Annotated in this window: 25 protein-coding genes; 15 read left to right on the plus strand and 10 right to left on the minus strand. The window is 68.3% G+C overall.

Annotated features, from left to right (window positions below; translation table 11 throughout):
- Nucleotides 1–179: 179 nt before the first annotated feature.
- Entirely contained in the window at nucleotides 180–758 is a 579-nt protein-coding gene (locus BM43_RS04205) for a DUF308 domain-containing protein (protein ID WP_036056733.1), read from the plus strand.
- A gap of 129 nt (nucleotides 759–887) precedes the next feature.
- On the opposite strand, the gene BM43_RS04210 is transcribed toward BM43_RS04205, so the two are convergent.
- The 9 genes from BM43_RS04210 to BM43_RS42555 form a co-directional block, all read right to left on the minus strand.
- Nucleotides 888–1409, minus strand: coding sequence for a nuclear transport factor 2 family protein (locus BM43_RS04210; RefSeq protein WP_036056732.1), 522 nt, complete (start codon nucleotides 1407–1409; stop codon nucleotides 888–890).
- A 115-nt stretch (nucleotides 1410–1524) separates the two neighbouring features.
- A complete protein-coding gene (locus BM43_RS04215; RefSeq protein WP_036056731.1) occupies nucleotides 1525–2178 on the minus strand; it encodes a response regulator in 654 nt (217 codons plus the stop codon).
- Nucleotides 2179–2232: 54 nt separating this feature from the next.
- Nucleotides 2233–2829 carry a DUF1120 domain-containing protein gene (locus BM43_RS04220; RefSeq protein WP_036056730.1) on the minus strand — a complete coding sequence of 199 codons (597 nt, stop codon included), beginning with the start codon at nucleotides 2827–2829 and terminating at the stop codon, nucleotides 2233–2235.
- Nucleotides 2830–2833: 4 nt separating this feature from the next.
- Nucleotides 2834–5284, minus strand: a complete 2451-nt coding sequence (locus BM43_RS04225; RefSeq protein ID WP_036056729.1) for a fimbria/pilus outer membrane usher protein — start codon at nucleotides 5282–5284, stop codon at nucleotides 2834–2836.
- Between the two features lie 171 nt (nucleotides 5285–5455).
- Entirely contained in the window at nucleotides 5456–6169 is a 714-nt protein-coding gene (locus BM43_RS04230) for a fimbria/pilus chaperone family protein (protein WP_063769160.1), read from the minus strand.
- A 156-nt stretch (nucleotides 6170–6325) separates the two neighbouring features.
- Complete coding sequence (locus tag BM43_RS04235) at nucleotides 6326–7084, minus strand: DUF1120 domain-containing protein (RefSeq protein WP_036056728.1); 759 nt, start codon at nucleotides 7082–7084, stop codon at nucleotides 6326–6328.
- Nucleotides 7085–7095: 11 nt separating this feature from the next.
- On the minus strand, nucleotides 7096–7713 hold the full coding sequence (locus BM43_RS04240; protein ID WP_157693233.1) for a DUF1120 domain-containing protein: 618 nt from the start codon (nucleotides 7711–7713) through the stop codon (nucleotides 7096–7098).
- A gap of 139 nt (nucleotides 7714–7852) precedes the next feature.
- Nucleotides 7853–8596, minus strand: a complete 744-nt coding sequence (locus BM43_RS04245; protein WP_080742180.1) for a response regulator — start codon at nucleotides 8594–8596, stop codon at nucleotides 7853–7855.
- A gap of 244 nt (nucleotides 8597–8840) precedes the next feature.
- A complete protein-coding gene (locus tag BM43_RS42555; RefSeq protein WP_052409231.1) occupies nucleotides 8841–11999 on the minus strand; it encodes a glycosyl hydrolase family 18 protein in 3159 nt (1052 codons plus the stop codon).
- 233 nt (nucleotides 12000–12232) lie between these two features.
- On the opposite strand from BM43_RS42555, the gene gspG reads away from it, so the two are divergent.
- The 14 genes from gspG to BM43_RS04320 all read left to right on the plus strand — a co-directional run bounded on the left by gspG (nucleotide 12233) and on the right by BM43_RS04320 (nucleotide 24974).
- Nucleotides 12233–12664, plus strand: coding sequence for a type II secretion system major pseudopilin GspG (gspG, locus tag BM43_RS04255; protein WP_036057366.1), 432 nt, complete (start codon nucleotides 12233–12235; stop codon nucleotides 12662–12664).
- A complete protein-coding gene (locus BM43_RS04260) occupies nucleotides 12654–13178 on the plus strand; it encodes a transglycosylase SLT domain-containing protein (protein ID WP_226284511.1) in 525 nt (174 codons plus the stop codon). Before gspG ends, BM43_RS04260 begins: the two co-directional genes overlap by 11 nt.
- A 2-nt stretch (nucleotides 13179–13180) precedes the next feature.
- Nucleotides 13181–14371 (plus strand): type II secretion system F family protein, encoded by a 1191-nt coding sequence (locus BM43_RS04265; RefSeq protein ID WP_036056726.1) that lies wholly within the window; start codon nucleotides 13181–13183, stop codon nucleotides 14369–14371.
- Nucleotides 14372–14405: 34 nt separating this feature from the next.
- The gene (locus tag BM43_RS04270; protein WP_036056725.1) at nucleotides 14406–16052 is read left to right on the plus strand and encodes a GspE/PulE family protein; all 1647 of its coding nucleotides are present in this window, start codon (nucleotides 14406–14408) and stop codon (nucleotides 16050–16052) included.
- A 10-nt stretch (nucleotides 16053–16062) separates the two neighbouring features.
- Nucleotides 16063–16785: a hypothetical protein gene (locus BM43_RS37435; protein WP_144417623.1), complete on the plus strand. Its 723-nt coding sequence runs from the start codon at nucleotides 16063–16065 to the stop codon at nucleotides 16783–16785.
- A gap of 14 nt (nucleotides 16786–16799) precedes the next feature.
- Nucleotides 16800–17312, plus strand: coding sequence for a hypothetical protein (locus BM43_RS04280; protein WP_230676445.1), 513 nt, complete (start codon nucleotides 16800–16802; stop codon nucleotides 17310–17312).
- Nucleotides 17309–17857, plus strand: a complete 549-nt coding sequence (locus tag BM43_RS04285) for a hypothetical protein (RefSeq protein ID WP_036056722.1) — start codon at nucleotides 17309–17311, stop codon at nucleotides 17855–17857. Before BM43_RS04280 ends, BM43_RS04285 begins: the two co-directional genes overlap by 4 nt.
- On the plus strand, nucleotides 17854–18336 hold the full coding sequence (locus BM43_RS04290; RefSeq protein ID WP_052409228.1) for a hypothetical protein: 483 nt from the start codon (nucleotides 17854–17856) through the stop codon (nucleotides 18334–18336). The genes BM43_RS04285 and BM43_RS04290 overlap by 4 nt, the downstream gene beginning before the upstream one ends.
- A gap of 18 nt (nucleotides 18337–18354) precedes the next feature.
- On the plus strand, nucleotides 18355–20448 hold the full coding sequence (locus BM43_RS04295) for a secretin N-terminal domain-containing protein (protein WP_036056721.1): 2094 nt from the start codon (nucleotides 18355–18357) through the stop codon (nucleotides 20446–20448).
- The gene (locus BM43_RS04300; RefSeq protein WP_036056720.1) at nucleotides 20445–20945 is read left to right on the plus strand and encodes a type II secretion system protein; all 501 of its coding nucleotides are present in this window, start codon (nucleotides 20445–20447) and stop codon (nucleotides 20943–20945) included. The genes BM43_RS04295 and BM43_RS04300 overlap by 4 nt, the downstream gene beginning before the upstream one ends.
- Entirely contained in the window at nucleotides 20920–21315 is a 396-nt protein-coding gene (locus tag BM43_RS04305; protein ID WP_036056719.1) for a type II secretion system protein, read from the plus strand. The genes BM43_RS04300 and BM43_RS04305 overlap by 26 nt, the downstream gene beginning before the upstream one ends.
- Nucleotides 21302–21823 carry a hypothetical protein gene (locus tag BM43_RS04310; protein WP_036056718.1) on the plus strand — a complete coding sequence of 174 codons (522 nt, stop codon included), beginning with the start codon at nucleotides 21302–21304 and terminating at the stop codon, nucleotides 21821–21823. The genes BM43_RS04305 and BM43_RS04310 overlap by 14 nt, the downstream gene beginning before the upstream one ends.
- The gene (locus BM43_RS04315) at nucleotides 21820–22503 is read left to right on the plus strand and encodes a response regulator transcription factor (protein WP_036056717.1); all 684 of its coding nucleotides are present in this window, start codon (nucleotides 21820–21822) and stop codon (nucleotides 22501–22503) included. The genes BM43_RS04310 and BM43_RS04315 overlap by 4 nt, the downstream gene beginning before the upstream one ends.
- 143 nt (nucleotides 22504–22646) lie before the next feature.
- A complete protein-coding gene (locus BM43_RS04320; protein WP_052409227.1) occupies nucleotides 22647–24974 on the plus strand; it encodes an ATP-binding protein in 2328 nt (775 codons plus the stop codon).
- A 51-nt stretch (nucleotides 24975–25025) separates the two neighbouring features.
- Here the strand turns inward: BM43_RS04320 and BM43_RS04325 are convergent, their stop codons facing one another.
- The gene (locus BM43_RS04325; RefSeq protein WP_036056716.1) at nucleotides 25026–25700 is read right to left on the minus strand and encodes a cupin domain-containing protein; all 675 of its coding nucleotides are present in this window, start codon (nucleotides 25698–25700) and stop codon (nucleotides 25026–25028) included.
- Between the last annotated feature and the right edge of the window lie 280 nt (nucleotides 25701–25980).

Below are 25980 nucleotides of genomic sequence, written 5' to 3' on the forward strand. Positions count from 1 at the left end.
ACATTTGCGTTCCGCCGCGAAATGGCGCAGCGCGAGCATGCGCGCGGGTTCAGGCGGCGAACCGCTGCCGGGTGCCGAAACATCGGTCAATCGACCGATGTTTCGGCGGCGCGGCGCTGGCGATACTGGCAAGCATGCGGGTCATCCGGCTCGCGAACCGGCTTTGCCAAGGAGCACGTATGTCCCAAACTCGTCTCGATTCCAGCAGCATCCAGCAGGAGCACTGGCTCAAACGCTACTATTTTTCCCGTGCGCTGTTCTCGGTGATCTGGGTGGCGCTGGCCTTCGCGGTCGGCCGCCAGAGCCCGGCCGCGGCGGCGATCCTGCTGGTCATCTACCCGGCCTGGGATGCGCTGGCCAACTTCGTCGACCTCTCGCGCAGCGGCGGCGGCATGCGCGGCAATCCCACCCAGGCCAGCAACGTGGTAGTCAGCGTGATCACCACCGTCGCGGTGCTGCTGGCGCTCGGCTCGGGCCTGTCGGCGGTGCTGACGGTGTTCGGCGTGTGGGCGATTCTTTCCGGCCTGATGCAACTGGGTACCGCGATTCGCCGCTGGCGGGTCTTCGGCGCGCAATGGGCGATGGTCCTGAGCGGCGCCCAGTCGGCCCTGGCGGGTACCTTGTTCATCGTGCAGAGCCATACCATGGCAGTGCCGGCGATCGTCAAGATCGCGGGTTATGCGGGGGTGGGCGCGGTCTACTTCCTGATTTCCGCGGTCTGGCTGCAAGTGAAGCAGGCGCGGCGCCGGGCGGCTTGAGGGAGCACGCACCTCGTGCGTGTGGTGGGACGGGTCGGGGCGAGGCGATCGTTGCGTGTGCATGCGCCGGGCCGCGCGACCGTCGCACCGGCGCCTTCCTCCGTACAGCGGGACGGCGCCGGTCGTCTTTCACTCCGGCAGCGCCTCGTGCAGCAGTCCGCGCGCCGGCGCGCTGCCGTCCATCGGGAACAGCTTGCGCGTCTTGACGCGCCATCCCTCGGCGGTGCGCACCACGGTCCAGCGGTTCGCCAGCACGCGGAAGATCCGGTGGCCGCGCGAGAGCCCGTGATTGGGCAGCTCCGTCTCCGGGCTGTCGCGATCGAATCGCACCAGCATCAGGTAGGAGGTCACGAAGGCCGTGTCGCCGTCCAGCTCGATGCGCGGCAGGTTGCCGAAATGCGCCAGGCCGCCGTCGAGCGCCTGCTTGTGCGCCTCGCTCTCCACCAGCGCGACCAGCGCGTCGCGGCCCACCGCGCCCGGCGCGGCCGTGCCGCGATCGAACACGGCATCCTCGGTGTAGACATGCGGGAAGAAGGGGCCGTGGCCGGTGTCGGCGCTCAGCGGATGGGAGGCGATCAGCTCGTAGATCGCGAGCTTGTCTTCGATGATGGCCAGGCGCCGTTCCAGCGCCGAGGTGGAGGTGGGTTCCAAGATATGGACTCCTGTCGAGATGAAAAGGGAAAGCGGAAACCTCGCTGCATTCTAGGGGGATTTCGCGTTTCCGAGGCGGCCGTCGGCAGGCATGATCGAGGAATTTTCCGCCCGCTCAATCGAGGCTGCTCCAACGGTTCGTGCCGGGCGGCGACAAGCCGATCTCGAAGGCGTAATGGAACAGCTCGGCGTCGCGCTCGATGCCGAGCTTCTTCATCGCGCTGACCTTCTGCGCGCTGACGGTCTGCTTCGCGCGGTTCAACTGCAGCGCGATTTCCCCGATCGTGTGCCCGGCCACGTAAAGCCGGATCACCTCGAATTCGCGCGAACTCAGCGTGTCGGCGATGCGCTGCCCGCGCAGGGCGCCCCTCACGCTCGGCGAGTAATACCTGGCACCGGCATAGACCGAATGCGCCGCCGAGATCAGGTGGTCGGCGTCGTCGAGCTTGCTCAGCACCGACTGCACGTCGATGCCGACGATCTCGCGCAGCATGCCCGGATTGTCGACCGTGGTGAACACCACGATCTTCAGGTCCGGCCAGTTGCGCCGCAGGTGCAGCAGCAAGGGGAAACCGTCCGGGAAGCCGCCGCCCGGCATCATGTAGTCGGTGATCAGCACGTCGCAGACGGTGGCGTCCAGCAGGGCGATCAGCTTGCCGGCACTGGCGGCGAGGCCGACGATCTCGAGCGTCGGGGCCCGGCCGATTTCATGCCGCATGCCGGACAGGACCGTGGGATGGTCGTCGGCGAGGATCAGGCGGATCTTCATGGTGACTGTCGCGGGGGCTCGGAGTCCGATGCGCGGGAAGCCAGGGGGCGCATGTCATGGTGAATCGCCGAGCAATTCGATGACGAGTTGCGCATGGCTGAGGATTTCGTCGATCGCGACGGTGCCGGCGAGCGGCATCACGGCCTCGATGCTCAGGCGTCCGGACAAGCTGCGTCCGGGGATGACGCCGTCGGGCATCCTCACCGTCAAGGTCTGGCCGGGTAGCCAGGCGACTTCGTTCGCGATGGTGCCCGGCGCCGCGTCGCTCTCCAGCCACGCGGGTTTGCCGTCCAGGCTGAGATCGCCGAGGCGCACGCGCAGGGCGCCGTCCTTGCCGAAACCGGCCAGTCCTGCCGGGCCGGCCTGGCCATGCAGGCGCAGCGCGAGCCTGGCGGGCTGGGCGCAGACGGCCGAGAGCGAGCCTGCCTGGGTGCCGAAGGTGACGATGCCGGGCGCGATCGGGACGAGCTCCCCGGCGGCGCGGCGTGGATAGTCCAGGTGCGGCCGGGAGAGACGAAGCTCGCAGCGGGCGTGCGTCGCGGCGGCATGGGATTCGGACGATCGGGCGAAGCCCGGCTCGGCGGCCAGGCAGGCGGCCTCGAATACGATCAGGGCGAGAGCGATACCGGGCTTGGGCAGCAGGAATGTCATGGATTCATGGCGTGTGAGGGCGGGCCGGCGACACGGTTCGGCATACGGCGTCGATGCGCTCGTAGACGCTGTCGGCCGGGGCTTGATGAGGAATCGCGAATTCCAGTCGGCAGCTCGCGCCGTCCGGATGGCGGGCGAACAGGGCCTGCTCCGTGAGATCGGGCAGGAAAACCATGCTGCCGGCCCCGGCCAGGGTGAGCAGCCGACCTTGCGTGTCGACGATTGCCGAGCCTTGCGGGATGCCGGCGCCATCCTCCGCGGTGACGTTCAGCAGCGCTCGCCGTACCGTCGAAATCGCGAATTGCAGCTTGCCGACCGCGCCGCGCGCGGCATGGATGCGTCGATAGCCGTTGGCGAGATCCATGTTGCGTTTCAGGGATGCGACCATGACTTCCACCTGCGCGCCGCCGTAGGCCGGCAACGAGGGAATCACCGCGCGTCCCCATGCATCCGTCCAGACCTTGCCCGCCGGTGTGTGCAGCGCGATACCCGCGACCCGGCCGACAGTGGCGATGCCGAAGGTGTCGCGCACGGGATAGGGCGAGAAGCTCAAGCCATCGGCGTGCCACACCGCGGCGCCGCTCGCCTGTGCCGACCACGAGCTGCTGCCGGCGCCGACGGCGGACCCGAGCGCGAGCTGCGCATAACGCGGTGTGAGATTCAGGTTGGCGCTGGCCGAGGGCGCGGTGCCCGGGTTGTCCCGCTCGGCCGAGAGCGAGTAGCTCGCGTGCTCGCCGAGCGCCGCGCCGGTGCGGACCCCGACGCCGCGTTGCGTGCCTGAGCGGGTTCCGTAGATCGCCGTGTCATGGCGGCCGAGCGTGAAGGAGGCGCTGACGTACAGATTGTCGCCATCGTGCCCGCCTCGACGCGCACCGAGTGCACGCTCGGCCGATATGGACAGATTGACGAGGCCCAGGCGCTTGCCCCAGGAGACGAACAAGCGCCGCGAGGTGAGACCGTGGAAGAAGCGTGTGCCGTCATAGCTGAGGTTGAAGTTGCCCAGCGCGGCGCCGGACCACGACAAGCCGATGGTGCGCCGGACTTCGGGCCGGTCGCGGTCGAGCCCTGGCGCGATCGCGTGACCGGGCGAGCTTGGCAAGGCAGGTCGCGGCATGTCGAGCAGGTCCGAATATCCGCGCGACTGACGCGTCTCGGAGACGTCCATCGAGAAGCCGGCGGCCAGCCGGGCCGATCCCAGCAAGGTGGCCTTCACGCCGCGGGCATGCCTGCGCGGATTATCGGCGCCGACCAGCTGCGCGCTGGTGCCCAGCCAGCCGGCGGGCTGCGCGTCGAGGCGAATGCCGAGTGCGCGATAGCCGCTCGCGAGCGTCACGCCGTGGTTCAGGTTGATCCGGCTGCCCAGGGCGATGCCGTGGGCCACGCTGGCAAGCCATGGCGCGGGCCCTTCGCCGCCAAGATTCCGGAGCTTGCCGAGCGACATGCTGAAGCCGGCCGGCGGCCCGATATTCAACTGTTGCACGGCGGCGGCCGGAATCGAGAAACCGTGCCGCCGACCGTCGGCCTCGATGACCTTGACCGTCACGTCGCGGCTGGTCGACAGCAAGGGCAGCTCGGAAAAGGAGAAAGGGCCCGGCGGTACCACGGTGGAGTGGATCAGGATGCCGCCCTGGCGCACTTCCACGCGGGCCTGCGAATGGGCGATGCCCTGGATCACCGGGCTGCCGTTGCCGCGAGGCAGCAGCGCTTGCTCCGGCGCGATCTGGACGCCCGTGATCGGCGCGCTACCCGTGATGTCGCCCTGCGCCATGGGCTGGCCAATCTGGAGTGCCGTGCGATATCCGGTGAAACTGCGCTGGCCGTAGGCCTGCACGTGGCTCCATTGCCGGCTGCCGTCGCGCATCGAGAAGGCATCCTGGCTGCGCACGACCCATCCCTGGTAGTTGAAACCCGACTCGATCGAACCCTGCAGGAACCGGCTGGTGCCGCCCATCGATCGGCTGGAGCCGGCCAGCACGTTGTAGTTGAGTATCGCGGCCGCGCCGCCGGTGGTGTAGACGGGGGACGGCGCCGCGCGTGCCGCGACGGCCTCGGGCGGCGTCACCAGTTCGACCGCCTGTTGCCCGGGCAGCAGATGGACGGCGGTGGTCGGAAAGGCGTCGAGAAATGCGCGGCAATCCAGGGCAACCGGCTGCGCGAGCCGATCGGCGCGAGGCGGCGAGGCAGGGTTCGCGGTCTTGCCGGACGACGGCACCGGCCTCAATCCCGCAAAGCGCAGCAGCGACGCGCTCAGGCAGATCCGCCCCTCGGCGTCGAAATGCGCCGAATAGCGGCCCACGGCGCTGCCGTTGACGCTGAGTTCGACCAGGTTGCGGCCCGGAAGGAACCGGGAGGCGGTGCTGAAATGCGCGGCGATCGATGGATCGATGCCGCGCGAGCGCAATACCTCGGGATCGAAACGCGTGGGTTCCGCGTCGGCGGGAAGCCATGCCGTCATGCCGGCGAGCGCGAGCGCAGCCGATGACGAATGACGCAGCAGGCATTTGCGGCCTGCCGTGGTTTTCCGTGCAGCGTGGGATGGCGAGGATGGGCACCTGCGTGTGCTGCAAACACCGGCGAGGCACGGGCCGGCATGAGGCTGGATGCTTGGCGAAACCACGGCGGTGAATCAGCGTCGCTCGAGGACGTAGCTATCGCTCATGTAGCCATAGACGGTGGCCGGAAAGAGCCGGATGCCGTCGACCGAGTCCGCCGCCACGTGAGCCGGCAGGGGGATCGACACGGTCTCGCCGGGCAGGATGTACGGTTTCGCCAGGACCGCGGCGGTGGCGCTCGGCAGAATCCGGACCTGCTGGTCGAGACGGACCACGTAGCGGCTCGGATTGCTCAGCCGAACCGTGTCGCGATCGAGTTGCAGGGTCAGCCTGGTCCAGGGCGCGCGCGTTCTCTGCAGATCCTTCGGCAGCACCAGCAGGGGCAGGTTCTGGCGCACCGTCATGCGCACGGTCTGCGCCTCGCGCGCCGTTTCCGGAATGCCCTCGAAAATCACGCGTTTCATGCGTTCGTTGCCGAGCGAGCGCGTGTTGGTCAGCATGAACCGGATCAGTTGCGTCTTGCCGGGTTCTACGCGTGCGATCGGCGGCGTGGCGACCACGAAGTTGTCGTCGTCCTCGGCCAGGTTCTGGATGGTGGTCGTCAGCAGCATGGGCGTGGGATCGGTGTTGGTGACCTTGATGCTGCCGCCTTCCTCGGCCTCGCTGAGCAGGACCACCGAGGTTTCCGGCAGCGGGCCGCCGGCCCGGGCGCCGGCGCAAGCCAGGCAGAGCAGGGCGAGGAGGCCGCGAGCGGCGCGAGATCGTATCGTGGGGGGCATAGTCTTCATGCGGCGAGTCGGCCGGAATCGTCGCGCGACAGGGAGTACGCGCGGCGGGATGTCAGTGGGATGGGGTCGGGAGCCGGGAGCTTGCCCGGGGTGCACACCTGGCGAGGGGAAGACCCGGCGGATGGGCGCGCGAGAGCTGTCGCGCGCCCGATGCGGCTAGAGGTAGCGCAATTCGAAATTCACCATGCCGTCGAGCAGGATTTCATCCCGGATCGGCAGCGAGGCCTTCCTTGCGATGGTCGGCACGATGTCGAGCGTCATGCTGGCGGTGGTGATACCTCGCGGGGTCTGGCCGTCGGGCGGGTACGAGCCTTTCCAGAACGTATACAGGCCCTTGGCGTAGACGTCATGGAGGAGCCAGGTCCCCCAACCGAGATAGCGGTAGGTGAGCCAGGAGTTTTGATCCGTCGTGGCCGCCGCTCCGCTACCGCCGTCGACCGTGACCTTGCCGACGTTGATCATGAAGGCACCGATCTTGACGGCTTGCCCGTCGGTACCGGATACCGTGCCGAGGCCGAACGCCGTATATGTGTCGCTCAGGTTGGCGACCGAATGGTCGCCCCATGCGAGGTGGCTGACCTCGCCGGTCGCGATCCTCGACGCCGCTCGCATGTCCTTCAGCGTGATGCCGAGCCGGGTTGGCATCGCGCACTGGATCGCCAGGTCGATCGACTTCGCCTCGAGTTTCGTGCCATCCGCGTCGAGCGAACTATAGGCTCGATCGAAGTTGACGTTGCCATGATTCGAGAAATCGAGGCTGCAGGCCGGTGGCGTTATCCGGCCCGTCATCGTCAGGATCGCGCTGCCGGTGCCCGGCGGATCGCCAGCGGCCCAACCGGCGATCGGGCAGATCGACAAGGACGCGCCCAGCACGATGGTGCGGGCCGCTTGCCGCGGATTCCAGTTCCAATGCATGAAGTGCCTCTTCAGAGATAGACGAGGTCGAGCGTGACGCTGCCGTCGAGTTCGATGGTGTCGGCGCTCGGCAAGGACACGGTGCGCGCGATGGTCGGCGTGACGACCAGCGTGCCGTTGACGAGCTTGGCCGCCAGGGGCGTGTCGGCGCCGCTCCTGGACCAGGAGGTGGTCGATTTGGGCGAGAGATACTGGCTTTTCGCGTCGCTCGACCAGGACGAGCGATTGGTGCTGGCCATGACCTTGGCATTGGCTTCGTCGAGTCGGACGGTACCGTCCTGGAAGCCGATCATCATGCCGCCGATTCGTACCTGGTCATTCGGTCCCGTGGTGCCGAGGCCGAAGATCCAGTCGTCGCCGAGCGCGCTGGCCCAACGCGAGCTGGCGACATCGGCCTGGGCGATCTTCGAGGCCGAGCGGGAATCGACCACCGCCAGGCCGACGCGCGTCGGGGCCTCGCAGACGATGTTCAAGGCCACCGTCTTCGGCGCGAGTTGCGTGCCATCGATATTCAGGCTGTTGAAGGATGTCGATCCGAAATCGAGGCGGCCGTTGTTCTCGAGGGAAATGCTGCACGAGGGCGGTGAGATCCGTCCCGTTACCGTGAGCGTGGCCGAGGTGCCGGCCATCGCCGCCGATTGCATGAGGCTGTAGCAGAGGATTGCTGACGAGATTTTTTTGATTCTTATCACGATGTTGAATACGGAGATCGGTTGAGTTTGCAGGTTTTGGTGTAAGGCGTGCCCGAGGCGAAAGAGATTATTTTTTCTAGACACCTCCCTTGCAAGAAGACGAGTCAGATACTTGAATTAGGGTCGATGCGGTAGTGCCTGTCGAATATTGTTTTTTTTGCGGCATGGAGCCGTGCAGCGAGCCGAGCAGGCTGTCGCAGTCCTCGTGAAGCATCCTGAACAGATCGGCATTTCGCTCGATGCCGAGCTTGCGCATGCCGCGCAGCCTTTGTGCACTGACGGTCTGCTTGCTCCGATTACGGCGGGTCGCGATCTCGGTGATCGACAGGCCGGACAGGTAGAGATGCAGCACCTCCAGTTCGGACTTCGTCACGCCGTGGCCGCGCCTCATGTCCTCGGCCTGGGCGATCGGGATACCGGGCGAATGGTAGTTGCCGCCGGCAAGCACGGCCTGGATCGCCGCCACCAGGTGATCCAGGCTGTCTGACTTGCTGACGATCGCCGGTATGCCGATCCTGCGCATCTGATCGACGAAGCGGGCGTTGATCTGCGAGGTGAAGACGACGATGCGCAACCCGGCGTGGCGGTTGCGAATGCGCGCCAGCATCGACAAGCCGTCGCTCGAGTGCGCATCCGGCAGCGAGTAGTCGGTGACGAGCAGCCGGCAGGGAACGCGCGACAGCACGTCCATCAGGTCGGGCGGGCTTTGCGCGCTCCCCGCGATGCGCAATCCGTCGATCTCGCGCAGCACGGTGGCGAGGCCGGCGAGCATGGTGGGCTGGTGGTCCGCGAGGACGACGTCGAGAGAGGACGGGGCCATGGATGTGGGGGAATGGACAGGGCGAGGTCTCGTCAATGTACGAAGACGGCAAGGCCGAAAGCATTGGACCTGTCCTAAATCTCCCGGAATCGTCTAGGACGTGTCCGAGCCATGGCGCCCCGCTGGCGCGGCCGAGGTTCATCTCGGCGCGGATGGAAAAACCGCTGCCGTCCGGATCGCCCGGGTGGCAGCGGTGGTGTTGCGGCGACCGGAGGACTCGGTCCGGATCAGCGCGATGCGGGCCTTACTTGCCGCATTCGCCCAGGTCCTTCCATACCTTGCCGCTGAAGTCGGGGCCGGTGGTGTCGGGGCTGCCCGGTTCGTTGCTGGTCCACCAGCGCGCCTCGTAGAGACGGCCCTGGTGCTGGACCCGGCTGCCGCCCGTGTAGGGCTTGCCGCCCTGCCAGGCCGCGGCGCACTGGCCGCCTTCGCCGCCGCCTGCCTGCTTGCCCTTGACCAGCACGGTGTGACGGGCGCTCGACGAGAGCTTGCCGTCGCTGGCGCTCACCGAGAAGTCGAACTTGGTGTCGCGCGGCAGTTCGGGGGCATCGAAGCGCAGCGTCGCGCCGTCCTGGCTGGCCTGGATGCCGGCCGGCACGTTCCACTTGAAGCTCAGCGGGTCGCCGTCCGCATCGCTCGATCCGGCGGCCGACAAGGTGACGGCCTGCCCGGCCCGGGTGCTGTCCGGCCCGCTCAGTTTCGCGACCGGCGCGTGGTTTTCGCCGGGCTGCGCCGGCTTGCCCGGTTCGGCGTCGCCGTGCAGGTCCCAGGCCTGTTGCCAGGCGCTGCCGCTGCCGGGCGCATAGGCCCAGGCCGCGCCGGCGCACCAGCCGGTGGCCGGATGCGGCTTGCATCGGTAGAGCTTGCCGCCGTTCGACACGATGTCGCCGGCCTTGTAGGGCGTGCCTGGCTGGTAGGCGGGATATTGGCCGGCGTTGCCGCCATTGCCGTTGCCGCTGCTGCCGCCATTGCCACCGCCCGGTTTCTGCTGCCGCGCCTTGACCAGCACCGTGTGCGTCGCGCGCGAGGACAGCTTGCCGTCGCTGACCTCCACCGTGAAGCTCAGGCGCGTGTCGCTCGCCAGTTCGGGCGCCTCGACGGTAAGCGTCGATTGATTCTTCGCGGCGGGGAAGCCGGCCGGCATGAGCCAGCGGTAGCCGAGCTTGTCGCCGTCGGCATCGCTCGATCGGGCGGCCGACAGCTTGATCGACTCGCCGGCCTGCACCGTGTCCGGGCCGCTCAGATGCGCGACGGGCGGGTGGTTCTTGCCGGGCTGGGACGGTTCTTGCGGTTCGCCGTTGCCGCCCGAGGCGCTCGCCTTGGCGAGCACGCTGGTGCGCGCCTTGGCATCGAGTCCGCCCGCGTCGGTGACGGTGACCTCGAACACGAAGCGCGTATCGGTCTTGACGGCCGGGATCTCGACGCTCGCCTTCGCGCTGCCCGCGTTCGCGATCGACAGGGCAGGGCCGCTCGCCTGCTTCCAGGCGAAGCGCAGCTTGCCGCCTTCCGGGTCGCTCGACTTCGAGGCGTCGAGCGTGACGCGCCGCGCCTGATCGACCGTGAGGTCGCCGCCGGTGCGCGCGAGCGGCGCCCGGTTGGGTGCCGAACCCTCCCTGGCCTCGTGGCCGAGGCCGCTGTGCATCGCGTTCAGGATGTCGCCGTTGTCGGCATCGATCTCCCAGGAGAACAGGCCGCCGAGCCCGAGCTTGCGCACGTACTCGCCCTTGGCGGCCACCGAGCGGGTGTCGTCGAAGCTGACCAGGTCGCCGTTCGCCTTGTTGAAGACATAGGGTGCCTCGGCGGTCTGGTCGTAATGGTATTCGTAGCCGTTGATGCCGTGGCCGCCGGGCCCGACCATCTTCGCGGCGATGCTCTTGTAGTCGAGGATGCCGTTTTCCCAATCGCCCTTGACCGGGCCGCGCGCGGTGCCGGTGAAGGGGTTGTCGCCCTGGTAACCGGACACGCCGGTCCAGCCTCGCCCGTACATGGCCGCGCCCACCACGATCTTGCCCGGCTTCACGCCCTGGGCGAGCAGCGCCTTCACCGAATTGGCCGTGGTGTAGGCCGTGTCCGGGCGCCAGGCCGGGGCGTTGAGCGCCGTCTGGTGGCCGAGGTCGCTCATGCTCCAGGCGCCGTAAAAGTCGTAGCTCATGTCGAAGATGTAGTCCATGTACTTCGACGCCTCCCGGTAGTCGACCACGGCGATCTTGTCGTCGCCGGAGCCGATCGCGGAGGTCAGCTGGTAGGTCTTGCCGGTGTCGCGGGACAGCCGGTCGAGCATTTGGCGCAGCTCCTTCATCAGCGTCACGTAGAGCGGGCCGTCCTTGAGCGGATCGCCGAGCGAGGCATTCGCGCCCTTGCCGCCGGGGAATTCCCAGTCGATGTCGACGCCGTCGAAGAACTTCCAGGTGCGCAGGAACTGTTCGACCGAGTCGACGAACACCCGGCGCTTGCTCGCGTCGTGCAGGTGATGGAAGGGATCGGACAGGGTCCAGCCGCCGATCGAGGGCAGGATCTTCAGCTCGGGGTTGCGCTTCTTGGCGGCCATCATCTGGCCAAGCACGCCCTTGAGCTTCGAGCTGGCCGACTGGCCCGGCAGGGTCGCGCCGATCTCGCCCCAGCCGTCGTGGATCGCGACGCTGAAGTCGGGCAGGCCGCGGCACGACAACTGCAGCGCGTTGTAGGAGGTGCCGCCCATCGCCGCGAGCGAATCGTTGATGCCGGCGCCGCCGCAGATCGGCACGAAGCCGTACAGCATGTGGGTCAGGTTCTCCACCGGCACCTGGTCGACGCTGAACTTGCGGCCATAGATCGACCAGGTCGCGAAGTAGCTGCCCACCACCGAGCCCGAGGTGTTGCGGAATGCGCGATTGGCCTTGTCGGCGTTGTTCGGCAGGTCGTCGGCCAGATCCGGCGTGGTGTCGAACACCATCACCTCGAGCGGCGCGCTGTCGGTGAAGGCGCCCTTGTCGTCGAACACGCGCACCTGCATCTGCTTTTTCCCGGGGCGCGTGACGTGGGCGACCACGCTGCCCTTTTGCGTGCCGCCGGTGCCCGTCATGCTGATCGCCGAAGCCTCGTCGGCGACGCCGTCGACCACGGCCAGCGCCTTCACGGCGGTGCCGTTGTAGTAGATGTCGAACGGCAGCGGCACGTCGACCGCCTTGTTGATCCTGACCAGCTCCTTGTAGGGCACGGCGCCGGCCTTGTCGAGCTCGATCTGCACGAAGCCATGCGGCTTGGAGGTGATCTCCCAGGCCTTCAGCGCGGGCGCGCCGGGCGCGGCGAACGCGGCGTTCGCGAAGCAGAGCGCGCTGGCCATGGCGATGGCCAGGCGGGCGTTGCGGTTCACCGGGGAGAGCTTGCTATGGATGCCTGAGCGTCCAGGCTGAGTGTTCTTCATGTTGCCAAGTCGTTCCTGAGGAAGAGTTCGAGGGTCCTTGTCGACACCGGGTCGCAGGGACGGAGCGGATTCTTCTTTGGAACCGGATGCGGCTGCAACGATTCTCAAGGCATTCTCAAGGCACGGAGGCGCGGCGGCGGGGTCCTTGATGAATCGTTGAGGAATCTTGATGGCCTGTTGCATCGAACCAATACTCGGCGCTCCGATTTTCGATGCGAATTTCCGCCGTGAAGATGAAACCTCATGAATTGACGCCGCGACGGCAGCAGGGCTTCACCCTGCTCGAGCTGCTGGTGGTGCTGCTGATCATTGCCTTGCTGGCCGCCTATGTCGGCCCGAAGCTGTTCTCCCAGGTCGACAAGGCCAAGGTCAAGGCAACGCAGGCGCAGATGACGACGCTGGCCGATGCCCTGACGCAGTTCCGGCTCGACACCGGCCGTTATCCGACGCAGGAGGAAGGGCTCGGCGTGCTGGTGGCGCCGGCGCGGAACCTGGACGGCTGGAGCGGCCCCTACCTGGCCAAGGCGGTGCCGAACGACGGCTGGGGGCGCCCCTATCGATGGAACGTGCCGGGCCGCGACGGCGAGGCCGAAATCGTCTCGCTCGGGCGCGACGCACGCGAAGGCGGGGAGGGCGTGGATGGCGACCTGGTCTATGGCCTCTGAGCCTTGCCGGCCCTATCGACTTCTCGGCCCGTGGCGGGCGGCCCTGGCGGCGGGCGCGCTGTGCCTGGCGCAGCCGGGCGGCGCGCTCGCGCAGGATTGCTGGACCCGCGCCGGCGACAAGTACGGCATCGATCCGCTGCTGCTGGCGGCGATCGCCCGGGTGGAGTCGGCGATGAACCCGGCGGCCGTCAACCGCAATCGCAATGGCACGACCGACATCGGGCTCATGCAGATCAACAGCACGCACCTGCCGCGGCTGCACAAGGCCGGCATCACGCGCAAGCGGCTGCTGGCCGAGCCCTGCACCTCGATCGATACCGGCGCGGCGATCCTGGCTGGCTTCATCGAGCGGCTCGGCCCTACCTGGAACGCGGTGGGCGCCTACAACGCCGGCGCCTCGCCCGCCAGGGCGCGTGCCCGGCAGGCCTATGTCGACAAGGTCTGGCGGGCCTACCGGCAACTGACGCGCGACCGCGCGGCCAGCCTGGCCGGGCTGGTCGACTGGAGGCGATGAGCATGCCGATGTTCAGGGTGCGCCTGCTGCGCGACGGCCAGCTCGCGACGCAGGCGATGGAGGCCGCGGACGAGGCCGAGCTGCGGGCGCGGCTGCGCGCCTCGGCGGCGCCGGCGGTGGTGCTCGACGTGCGCAGGCAGCGCCGGCTCGGCGGCGCGCGGCGGCAGCCGAGATTCGCGCTCGCGCTGTTCCTGCAGGAACTCTCGAGCCTGCTCGATGCCGGCCTGGTGCTGATCGAGGCGCTCGAGGCCCTGCACGGCAAGTGCGATGGCGGCCGGCAGGCGCAGCAGGTGATCGGGCGCGTGCTGGCGGTGATGGTCGAGGGCCAGCCGTTCTCGGCGGCGCTGGCCAGGCAGCCCGGGATCTTTCCGGCCCTGCTGGTGGCCACGATCGAATCGGCGGAAGGCAATGGCCAGTTGTCCGAGGTATTGCGGCGCTACCAGCAGTACGAGCATCGCATCGAGCAGATCAGGAAGCGCGTCACGGGGGCGATGGTGTATCCGGGCGTGGTGATCGGCGTTGGATTCTGCATCCTGCTGTTCATGGCCTTCTTCGTGATCCCGCGCTTTTCCGCCGTGTTCGAGGCCTTGAGCACGCTGCCGCCGACCGCCCGGTTGATGCTGGCCTGGTCGGGCCTGCTGGCGCGGCACGGCGCGCTGGTGTGGGCGGCGCTGGCGGGCTCGATCGCGGCGATCGGGCTGGCGCTGCGCACGCAGGCGGCGCAGCGCGCCGCGCGGCAGCTCATCTGGCGCCTGCCGAAGCTGCGCGAAGCCGGCCGGCTGTTCGCGCTGACGCGTTTCTATCGCACGGTCGGCCTGCTGGTCCACGGCGGCACGCCAGCCATCGCGGCGCTGGAGATGGCCGGCAGGCTGCTGCCCGAGCCCTATCGGGCCGGCCTGGCGGCGGCGCTGGTGGACCTGCGCGCGGGGCTGCCCGTCTCCGCCGTGCTGGCCAGCCGGCAGTTGACGACCTCGGTGGCCGAGCGCCTGCTGCGCGTCGGCGAGCAGAGCGGAGACCTGGGCGGCATGTGCGAGCAGATCGCGCATTTCCACGACGCCGCGCTGGACCGCTCGGTGGAGTTGCTGAGCAAGGTATTCGAGCCGGTGCTGATGCTGGCCGTCGGGGCGACCGTGGGCACCGTCGTGATCCTGCTCTACCTGCCGATCTTCGAACTCGCCTCCAGCCTCGGCTGAGGCTCGGGATCACCTCGAACAAGGAAACACGCCGATGAATCAAGACATGGCTGATCAGGACTGCTGGCAATCACAGGCCGGCGCGGCCGGTATCGAGTTGGCCGACTATGTCGAGCGCTTGCTGCTCGCCGAGCCGCGCGCGCTTGGCCGCGTGGCGGCCCGGCTGGCGCTGGCGGCGCTCGATCCGCAAGCGCTGCGCGACGCGAAGCCCAGTTTCGACCTGCTGGCGCTGCACGACGCGCTGGCGCTGCGGGTCCTGCCGGTCGAGATCGGCGGGGCGGCCAGCCTGGTGCTCGCCGATCCGCTGGCGCGCGCGACGCGCGAGGCCTTGCAGGCGCGATTCCCGGCGGGCCCGATCGACCTGGCGATGAGCCTGCCGGGCGAGGTGGACCGCCTGCTGGGCGAGTTCGAGTCGAGCGAGCGGGTGATGGACGACGCGGCCGTCGACACGCAGGGCGATTCGCTGGCGCAGGCGGTGGAATCGATCACGCTGGCGAGCATCGCGAACGACCAGAGCCCCATCATCCGTCTCGTCAACATGACGCTCTACGACGCGCTGCAGGGCCGCGCCAGCGATATCCACCTGGAGGCTTCGCAGGACGGCCTGCATATCCGCTATCGCATCGACGGGGTCCTGCAGTCGATCCGCCGGGTGCCCGGCGTCGAGGTCGCGGTACAGGCGATGTCGCGGCTGAAGGTGCTGGCCACCCTCGACATCGCCGAAAAACGCGTGCCGCAGGATGGGCGCTTCAAGGCGGTCCTGCAAGGACGCGAAATCGATTTCCGGGTGTCGATCATGCCGGGCACGCATGGCGAGAACGCCGTGCTGCGGATTCTCGACCGGTCGCAGCGGGGCGGCGAGATCCGCCTCGACGGGCTCGGCTTCGATGCCGGCACGGCGCAGCGCATCCGCGCGCTCGCGCAACGGCCTTACGGCTTGCTGCTGGTGACGGGTCCGACCGGCAGCGGCAAGTCGACCACGCTCTACGCGGTGCTCTCGGAGGTCGGGACCGGCGAGGAGAAGATCATCACCATCGAGGATCCGGTCGAATACGAGCTGGATGGCGTGCTGCAGATTCCCGTCAACGAGCGCAAGGGGCTGGGTTTCGCGCGCGGCCTGCGCTCGATCCTGCGCCACGATCCCGACACGGTGATGGTGGGCGAGATCCGCGACGCGGAAACCGCCGCGATCGCGGTCCAGTCGGCGCTGACCGGCCATCGCGTGTTCTCCACCGTGCATGCGAACGACGGCTTCAGCGTGATCGATCGCTTCATCTACATGGGCGTGGAGCCGTCCACCTTCCTCGAGGCGCTCAATGGCGTGGTGTCGCAACGCCTGGTGCGGCGCATCTGTTCCGCCTGCGGCCACGGCGCCAATACGGCGGCCAGGCGCGGCGCCTTCGCCCGCTTGTCGGTGGAGGCGCTCGCGCATGCGGTCGAGGCCGGCCCCGGCTGCGAGAGCTGTCGCGGCACCGGCTATCACGGGCGGATCGGGCTGGCCGAGGTCCTGCCGCTGGACGAGCCGATCAAGGCGGCCTTGCTGGCGCGCTCGATCGACAAGCGGGTACGCGCGCTGGCGGCCAATCCGCATTACCTGTCGATGCGCGAGGCGGGGCTGGCGGCGATCCGCCAGGGGCTGACGACGTTCCAGGAGGTGCAGCGTGCGATCGCCCTGGCATGAGGTGCATGTGATGGTCGACGGGGCGGCGCTGCGCCTGTTGTCCGGCGCGGCGCCCATCACGATCGATCACGAGGGCGACCCGGCCGCGGCGCTGGCCGCTTGTCTCGATCGCTTGCCGAAACGACGGCTGGCCGTGCTGAACCGCCTGCATCTGGTGCTCGCGCATCCATGGGCGCATGCCGTGGTGCTGCCCTGGCAGGACGGCGTGCTGGCCGAATCGGCATGGCAGGCCTATGCCCGGGCGCTGCTGGCCGAGCGCGCGATACACGATGCCCGGCGAGTGCGGATCGAGGCGAGCCCGCATGGCCGGTCGCGGCTTGCCGTGGCCGCGCCCGAGGCCCTGATCGAGGCGGCGGCCGGCGCGTGCCGTGCCGCCGGCTGGACGCTGGCCGGCTGCCGGGACCTGCTTTCGGCGGCGCTGCATCGGCATGCCGGTGCGCTCGCTTCGGTCGACGATGCCCGTCTCGCGCTGTTGCAGGCTGGTGCGCTCACCTGCGTGTTTCGTCGCGATGGGCAGTGGCGCGACGTGATCACGCTGGCATGGCGAGGCGGGAGGCTGCGCGACGTGCTCGATGCCGCCGCCTTGATGGCGCGGCAGCCGGCGTCGCTCCGTACCTTTCTTTGCGCGGTCGAGCCGGTTGCCGCGAGCCTCCTGGATGACGATGAGCGAGACGGCGATGGAACGATCCGGCTCGCTGCGCCGCTGGCCTGTCTCGACGGAGCATCGGCATGAGCGGGTCGAGCGAGATGGCCTTCGTCGCGACGCGCGGCCTAGCCAGGCGCCGCACCGCATTGGCGCTCGTCGTCGTGGTGGCGGCAGCGGGGTTGCTGCTGGGCGAGCAGGCGCGGCTCGACACGCTGCGCGACGACGTCGAGCGGATCGAGGCGCGTGTCGACCAGCGCCGGCAGGCCGCCGAGCGCGCGGCCCGCAAGCGGCAACGCGTTTCCGCCGAAGCGCATCGCATCGAACGGTTGCTCGACGAGCAGTCGATCAGCGACGGGAACACCGGGCTGCCGGTGCTCGACTGGATCGAGCGGGCCTGGACGCCGCGCATCGCGCTGCGCTCGCTATCGATCGACAAGGCCGGCAAGGAGGCCCGGATCGAAGGCGGCGCGGCCGACCTCGAACATATCTACCGCTTCTCGAATCGCCTGCGGGACGCGCACCCGGAACGCCGGATCGGCCTGTTGCGGCATCAGGTGCGGGACATCGCGGGCAGTCGAACCTACACATTCAGCCTGAACGTCACCCACCCATGAAATGTTCCGCATCGATCGACTGGAAGGCGCCGCTGGCGCGCCTGAGATGGCGCGCCTACCGCCTGGCACGTCAGCTCGGATGGATCGAGGCGCTGGCCTGCCTGGTCGTGCTCGCCTTGCCGGTTCATCACGTCGCGCTGTCCGTCCCGGAGCGCGAGCGGCTCGCGCAACGCGGCGCCGAGCTCAAGCAGGCGCTGGCCGCCGATGCGCCGGCGCCGCGATCCGTAGGCAGGATCAGCCTCGAGGACCTGCGCAAGACGAATACCGACGAGCAGGCCTATTTCGTGTTCGACACCCTGGCCAGGCACGGCCTGCACCGCAAGTCCGCCACCTACCGGCGCGATAGCGAGGTGAAGGGGGCCCTGGAGCGTCTGAGCATCGGCATCGCCCTGACGGGCAGCTATGAGGGCCTGCGCGGGGCCTTGCGCGTGATCGCCGAGCAGCCGCTGCTACGCATCGAGCAATTGACGATCGAGCGCAAGGATATCGACGACACCCGCCTCGAGATCGGCCTGGGCGTCAGCCTGCTGGGGCCCGACACATGAGATACGGGGTCCTGTCATGGCGGCTGGCGGCGCTCGGGCTGGCCTTGTCGGCGAGCTGCATGTCGGCGGCGGAATCCGGCGAGGAAGCCGTCGATCTGTTTCCCGAGCAGCACTGGGCGAGGCTCGGCCGGGCAGCGGAAACCATGTCGCCGACGGCCGATGCGCGCGCGGCGGCGAGCGCCGATGTCGCCTCGGCAGCGGCCGGGGATTCGCCGCCGGACTCGATGGATGCCCCGTTCGAACTTGCCGGCGAATGGCGCGAGAACGGCCGGCGCATCCTCGTGCTGGACGGCATGGGGCAGAGCTTCGTGCTGTGCGCGACACGCTGCGAGGTGCCCGGCGCGATCCTGCCGGGCGAGACGATCACCGGCGCTTACCGGTTCGGGGCGGTGCATCGAGGCAAGGTGGTGATCCACGCCGATGACGACACCGTGTTCGAGCTGACGGCGCCCGGCATGGAGGTATCTGGCTCCGAGTGAGGAGCCGCGGAATTCATCATGAAACCCATCACGCTTATTTTTCCATTGATCGCCGCGATGGCCGGCGGTGGTTGCGCTGGCACCTATCACCGTGCCGATGATGCCGCGAGCACGAGCCCCGCGCAGGGGATCGAGGCGCTGCAGCGCCGGCAAGCCGAATCGCCTCGCGACATCGAGGCCGCGCAAGCGGCGGCGACCGGTTTGCAGGACTATGTCCGGGGCGAAACGAGTCAGGCCGAGACGCGAGCCGCGCTCGGCGATTACCCGGCCGCGGCCGAGCACCTGTCGAACGCGCTGGCGCATGATCCGGGCAACCTGCAGGCGGAACAGTTGCGCGGGCAACTGGTGCGCCGCCAGCAGGCAGACGCCGATCTCGCGCGTGCCCGGCAACTGAGCCGGAGCCGGCCGCGGCAAGCGCTGGACCTGGTGCGCGGCGTGCTCGGCGAGCAGCCCGCGCATCGCGAGGCCCGGCGCCTGCGCGATGCGCTGCTGCGCGACACGAAGGCGAGCCGCGCCGCGCGCCCGCAACTGGCCGACGCCTTGCGCAAGCCGGTGTCGCTCAATTTCCGCTCGCAGCCGATCGGCCGGATCTTCGAGGCGATCTCGCGCGTATCGGGCGTGAACTTCGTGTTCGACAGCGAGGTGCAGGCCGACATGCCGGCCTCGCTGTTCGCGAGACGGACCACGGCCGAGAACGCCATCGAGCTGCTGCTCAGGACCAGCCAGCTCGAAAAGCGCGTGCTCGACCGCCATACCTTGCTGGTCTATCCGGCGCGCCCGGAAAAGGCGCGCGACTACCGGGAGTTCGCGATTCGCACCTTCTTCCTCTCGCATGCCGAGGCGAAATCGGTGATGGCCGCCTTGCGCCAGATGGTCAAGCCCAAGGACATCTACGTGGACGAACGCGTCAATGCCATCGTGCTGCGCGATACGCCCGAGACGATCCAGGTGGCGGAGCGCGTGGTGATCGGGCTCGACATCCCGCAATCCGAGGTGACGCTGGACGTGCAGGTGCTCGAGGTCAATGTGAACGACAGCGTCGACCTGGGCCTGCAATACCCGGGGAAGATCCAGTTCAGCGCGCTCGGCGCCGGCGAGGAGGCGGGCCTGACGCTCGGCGACCTGCTGCGCCTGAATCGCGACCGGATCGGCGTCGCGAGCGAATCGGGCGCACTCTCGATGGCGATCGACATGCTGCAGAAGCAGGGCAAGACGCGCACGCTGGCCAATCCCAAGATCCGCGTGCGCAACCTGGAGAAGGCCAATATCCGGATCGGCGAGCGCGTGCCGATCGTGACCACCACCAACGGCAACGGCGTGGTGACGGAATCGGTCAGCTACCAGGACGTGGGCCTGATGCTGAAGGTCGAGCCGCGCGTCAGCCTGGACGACGAGGTCAGCGTCAAGGTGAGCCTGGAGGTCAGCAACATCCTGTCCGAGCAGCGGACCCGCAGCGGCCTGGTCGCCTATTCGCTCGGCACGCGCAATGCCGACACGCTGATGACGGCGCGCAACGGCCAGACGCAGGTGCTGGCGGGCCTGATCAAGCGCAGCGAGATCGAGAGCCGCGCCGGCTTGCCGTGGCTGTCGTCCTTGCCGGTGCTCGGCAGGCTGTTCGGTTCGGACCGGACCCGCAACGAGGAAACCGAGATCGTGCTGCTGATCACGCCGCATATCGAACGCCGGCTCGACCTGCCCGAGGCGGCGGTGACGACGTTTCTCTCTGGTACCGAGACGCGCGTGACCACCGAGGCGCTGAGCCTGGCGCCGGCCGGCGCCGGGCGGGAGCCTTCCCCGCCGAAGCTGCACGAGCCGATCCTTGCCGCTGATGTGGTGGATGCCGAAGCGCGCGAGGTGGATGAGGGCAGCGAGCCGGGCCTTGTCGACCAGGTGCAGGCAAGCGAGGCGGGCGATGAGGGAAAACGCGAGGCGAAGGACCGGAAGCCGGCCGCGGGCAGCGATCCGTCGCCGACGACAGGGCCGGGGCCTGCCGCCGGCGAAGCCGTCGAGCATCGCGGCGTGGGCGGCATGATGCGCACGCGCAATACGAACGACACGCGGCGCGACGGCGCTCGATTGCCGGCACCGTTCCGCGATGGGAGGCAATCGTGATCGGCCGCCGTCGCCATCCCCATCGCGCCGCGCAACGCGGCTTCACGCTGATCGAATTGCTCGCCTCGCTGACGCTGCTGGCCTTGCTGCTCAGCGTGGCGATGCCGCTGGCCGACGTCGTCAAGCGCCGCGCCGGCGAGACTGAGCTGCGTCGCGCCCTGGTCAGCATCCGCGGCGCGCTGGATGCCTACAAGCGCGCCTCCGACGAAGGGCGTATCGAACGGAGCATCGACGACAGCGGTTATCCGCCGGACCTGCGCACGCTGGTCGACGGCGTGCGCGACCGCAAGAGCCCGACCGGCAACCGGCTCTATTTCCTGCGGCGGATTCCGCTCGACCCGATGTGCGAATGCGAGGGCACGGCGCCCGAGCAGATGTGGGAAACCCGCAGCTACGACAGCGACGCGGAGCGCTTTTCGGCCGGCGCCGACGTGTTCGACGTGCGCTCGCGCAACCGACAGGAGGGCCTCGATGGCATCCCGTATCACCAATGGTAGCGGCCGGGGTCGCGCGCGCGGCTTCACGCTCGTCGAACTGCTGGTGGTGATGGCGATCATCGCCGCCTTGACGGCCTTCGTGGCGCCCAACTACCTGAAGCAGGGCGACCGCGCCAAGGAAACCGTGCTGCGCCACAACCTGCATGCGCTGCGCGAGTCGATCGACGACTACCGCGTCGATCACGGCCGCGATCCCGATTCGCTGCAGTCGCTCGTCGATGGACGCTACCTGCGCGAGTTGCCGCTCGATCCGCTGACCGGCAGACGCGGCAGCTGGGTGCCGATGCAGGGCGAACTCGGCGGCGTGCACGACGTGCGCAGCGGCGCCAGAGGGCAGGGCCTGGACGGGAGCGCCTATGAAACCTGGTAGGGCGGCCGAGCGCGGGATCGCCTATCTCGGCGTGCTGATGCTGGTGGGCGCGATCGCCCTGGGCGCTGCGCAGGCGGCGCGGGTCTGGCAGACGCTCCAGTTGCGCGAGCGCGAGGCGCAGTTGCTGTTCGTCGGCGACCAGATCCGGCAGGCGATCGACAGCTACTATCGCTCGGGCCCCGGCAGCCGTTATCCGCGCTCGCTGGAGATGCTGGTCGAGGACCGGCGCGGGCCGCGCACGCTCCGGCACCTGCGGCGCGTGTATCGCGATCCGCTGACGGGCACTCGCGAATGGGGTATCGTCGAGGCGCCGGACGGCGGCGTGATGGGCGTGTTCAGCCGGGCAGCGGGCCGGCCCGTCAAGCGCCGCGGTTTCCCGGAAGCCTGTGCCGACTTCGAGGACAAGCCGGGCTACGCCGACTGGCGCTTCGTCCACGTGCCGGCGCATGGCGCAACCGTGCCGCCGATGAGCGGCTTCGAGCCGGGCCGAACGGGAGGTGAGGGATGATCGTCGCGATTCTGGAAGATGTCGTGGCGCAGGCGAACTTCGTGGCCGCCTGGCTGGAGAAGGCCGGCCACCAGCCCCTGGTGCGGCATGACGGCGACAGCTTCGTCGAGCTGGTGAGCCGCGAGCGCGTGGACCTGCTGCTGCTCGACTGGGACGTGCCGGGCAAGTCGGGCATCGAGGTGATGCGCTGGGTGCGCGAGCGATTCGGCGCGCAACTGCCGATCGTGATGATGACGCAGCACGACGGCGAGGACGACATCGTGCACGGCCTGGACAACGGCGCCGACGACTACCTGGTCAAGCCGCTGCGCGAGCGCGAGCTGGTCGCGCGCGTCAACGCGCAGATGCGCAAGTATTATCCGCAGGCGGGGCAAGGCCGGCGCATCGAGATCGGCCGCTTCGTGATCGACGCGACCGAGCATGTCGCGCGCATCGACGAGCGCGCCGTGGAGCTCTCGCAACGCGAGTTCGAACTGGCGCTGATGCTGTTCGAGAACGTCGGCCGGATCGTGTCGAAGGATGCGCTGATCAAGCGGATCTGGGGCGGCGTCGATCGCAGGTACGACGCCACGCTCGCCACCTATGTGAGCAAGCTGCGCTCGGCTCTGGAACTGCGTTCGCACAACGGCCTGGTCATCTCCACCATCTACAACCACGGTTATCGGCTCGAACGGGTTTGAGTCGCCGGCGGGGGGCGAGTCGTCCATGAAAAACTGACTAGTCTGGTCGACTGCGGGGTTCGCTATCTTGAAAATGGGCGCAGCTTTTCCCTTCCCGTTTTGACCCTTCCCGATGGCGCCCCGCATGACAAGGAACGACGTTCGTGCTTGACCGGTTCATTCGCGGAAAACGCGAAGCGAAGCGCGCACGGACGTCGAGCTGGACCGTCGCCGTGGCGCTGCTCGCGTGCTCCGCCCTGAGTTACACGCCCGACGGCGAATCGCTGTTCGCGCCGTTCGACCTGCTGCACTGGCAGCTCGTGGCGCATCACGAGCATGGCGAGAATACCGACGCGGGCCGCGTGGTGACGGTGGTCATCGATGCGCGCACGGTCGAGGCGCTCGGGCCTGCTACCGTCTATGCCAGGGAAACCCATGCGCGCCTGCTCGATCGCTTGCGCATGGCGGCCAGCGTCAGTCTCGACTTCCCGATGGTGAACCGCCAGCCCGGCGATGCCATGCTCGCGCGTGCCATCGCGCGCCACGGGCGCGTGGTGCTGACCGCGCAGTCGAACGGCCTGGCGGGGCGCGTCGACCTGCTGGTCGCGCCGCCGCCCGTGCTGGCGAATGCCGCCGCGGCGGTCGGGCAGCGCAAGCTGGTGTTCGGCAGCGGCCATACCGTGCAGGGCATCGTGCCGTTCCTGGCGGTGGGGCCCGCGGGTTTCGAGGAGGCGCATGTCTCGCGCCTGGCCTTGCAGGTTGCCGAGGCGGTGCCGGCGCTGCGCAACCTGCGCGGCCTGGTCCAGGCCCATGTCTCGTCGATGGGGCGGGTGGTGCCGGGGGCGCTCGCCTTGTCGTTCCCGAACGATTTCGACCTGCGCCAGTATTCCTATCTCGACGTGCTCGAAGGCCGCGTGCCGGAAGCCGCGTTCGCCGGGCGCGTGGTGTTCGTGGGCGACACCGCGACGGGCCTGTCGGGCGGCCCCTATCACCTGTCGGCGCGCGGCGCGCCCCTGACCCGCGTGCAGATCGATGCCCAGGCCGCCGACGAACTGCTCGACGGCAAGGTGGTGCTGCGCGTGCCGTTCGTGCTGCAGATCCTGTGCGGTCTTGCCGCCGCGTCCGGCATGATCCTGATCTGCGCGCGCGCATCGGGGCGGCGCTCGAATGCGATGGCGCTGGCCTGGATGCTGGCGATCGCGGCCGCGTTGACGGCGCTGCCGATGCTGAGCCGCTACTGGATACCGCTGGGGCCGGCGCTCGCGAGCTGCGTGGCGATCTACGCCGTTTATGGCTGGCGGCGGGCCGCCGGCGTGCGGCGGATGCTGCGGCACGAACTGGATGGATTGCACGCAGCGGGCTTGCCGCTGGCTGCCGATGGACACGCGCGCGAAGCGTCGCCCGACGACGAGCTCGACGCGCTGGTGCAAGGCATGCGCACCTCGCGCACGGCCTATGTCGGCCTGATCCGGTCGCTGCCTTATCCGGTGTTCGTCGAGCGGGGCGCGAAGCTGGTGCTGAGCAACGAGCGCGGGCGCGAGCTTGTCGAGCGACTGGCGGCGGCGCGGGAGCCGGCGATCATGATGCTGGCGCGCGAGCAGATCCGCCTCGCGAAAGCGGCGGGCGAGATCCGCACGCTGGAGCTGAACCTCGGCGGCCGCGCGCAGATGATGATGGTGACGCCGTTCGGCGAGGGCGGCGAGGGCGGTGAAATGGGCGAGGCCGCCGACGCGAGCGACATGGGCAGCATGATCTGCCTGGTCGACGTGCACGACATCAAGGCGGCCGCCGAGCACGATCGCATGACCTTGCGCCACATGGCGCACGACCTGCGCAATCCGCTTTCGACCATGCTGAGCCTGCTGGAGGCGCGCGGCATGGGCGGCGGCGACGGCAAGGGCGAGGCGCGCGACCTGATCGCGGACCTGCACCAGTTGGTCGACTACAGCTTGCGCGTCGCGCAGGACTTCACGCAGCTCTCGCGCGCCGAGCATCTAGACGCGCGCAGCTACCTGCCCGTGTCGGCGGCGGACCTCGCGGCCGAGGCGATCGACCAGGTCTGGCACGGCGCCGCCGCGAAGCGGATCGCCATCGACGGGCCCCGGCTCGATGGCGGGGATGCCTGGGTGCTCGGCAGCCCCGACATGCTGCTGCGCGCACTGGTGAACCTGCTCGACAATGCCATCAAGTATTCGGCGCCGGATACGCGCATCGAGGTGAGGCTCGCGCTGCGCGCCGACGACGTGGCGATCGGCATCGAGGACCAGGGATGCGGGATCGCCGTCGAGGCGATGCCGCATCTGTTCGAGCCGTTCTTCCAGGTCGGCGGCACGCGCGGCGACCCCGCGCTCGGGGTGGGGCTCGGCCTGCCGTTCGTGCGGGCCGTGGTGGCGCGCCATGGCGGGACGGTCGAGGCGAGCTCGACGCCGGGCTTGGGCAGCCGCTTCACGATCGCGCTGCCGCGCACGGAGGCGGTGCTGCTCGACGCGTGATGGCTGCGCAAGGCCCGCTTTCCGCGCGGGCCTTTGCCGTTGTTCCTGCGTTCAGGGCGCGACTTTCGGATTCGAGCTGAACCAGCCGCGATGATCCTGCCAGTTGCCGTATTCGTCGACGATCGCGCCTTGCGGCGAGGCCATCATGAAATGCCAGCTTTCGAGTTGCTTGAGCTGCCGGACCTCGCCTTCGTGCTGGACCACGACATTCTGGCTGCGGACCGGCCCGAAACTCTTCGGGATGGCGGGAATCTCCGCGGACTTCGGCCCGATCTCCGAGAAATCGTAGACCCAGCCATGCAGCACGCGCCATGACTCGTGCTTCGCGGGCCGCGCGGGCGGCGAGGCGATCGGCATGTGCCGATGCTCGGGCAGCATCTGGTTCGGCAGCAGGTACATCGTCATCGCGTAATAGCCGTATTGCTGCTGGTTCACCCAGATCATCTCGGTCAGCCCGACGTGCTCGAAGTCATGCAGCCCGAAGTCGCTGATCCAGAGCTGCGCGCGCATCTCGGGCGTGATGCGCTGGCCATGGGATTCGGCCAGTTGCGCGATCGCATCCTTGGCGACTTCCTTCTGGAATACACCGTCCACGTAGAAATCGGCGTTCGTGTAGACACGATGCGCGGTGGGGCTCGCAGGCTCGGCCATGGCGGCCGTCATGCCGCCGCCGAGCAGCAGGGTGAATAACAGGGGGAAGGAAATCCTGAATCGAGAATTCGCCATGATCGAGAAAATATGAATAAACGGATCTCGATGTTTTCACGCGAAAACACGCTGATGAAATTCATTGTATCGATGGCTTTATCTATCGTTTCGATATGAGGCCGCCATCGGACAATACGCGCCGAACCGCCTGTGGATAAGGCTTCCCGCCTCGATGGAGACTTATCTGCCCGGTAGATGGAGTCATCGATTATTTAAATCTAATGGGTTTCGGTGCCGTGTTAAATTTTTGGCCAGACGGATAAACCATGATTGATTTTCCGTCTGTTCCTTTATTGCT

Source organism: Burkholderia gladioli (assembly GCF_000959725.1).
Lineage (GTDB): Bacteria > Pseudomonadota > Gammaproteobacteria > Burkholderiales > Burkholderiaceae > Burkholderia > Burkholderia gladioli.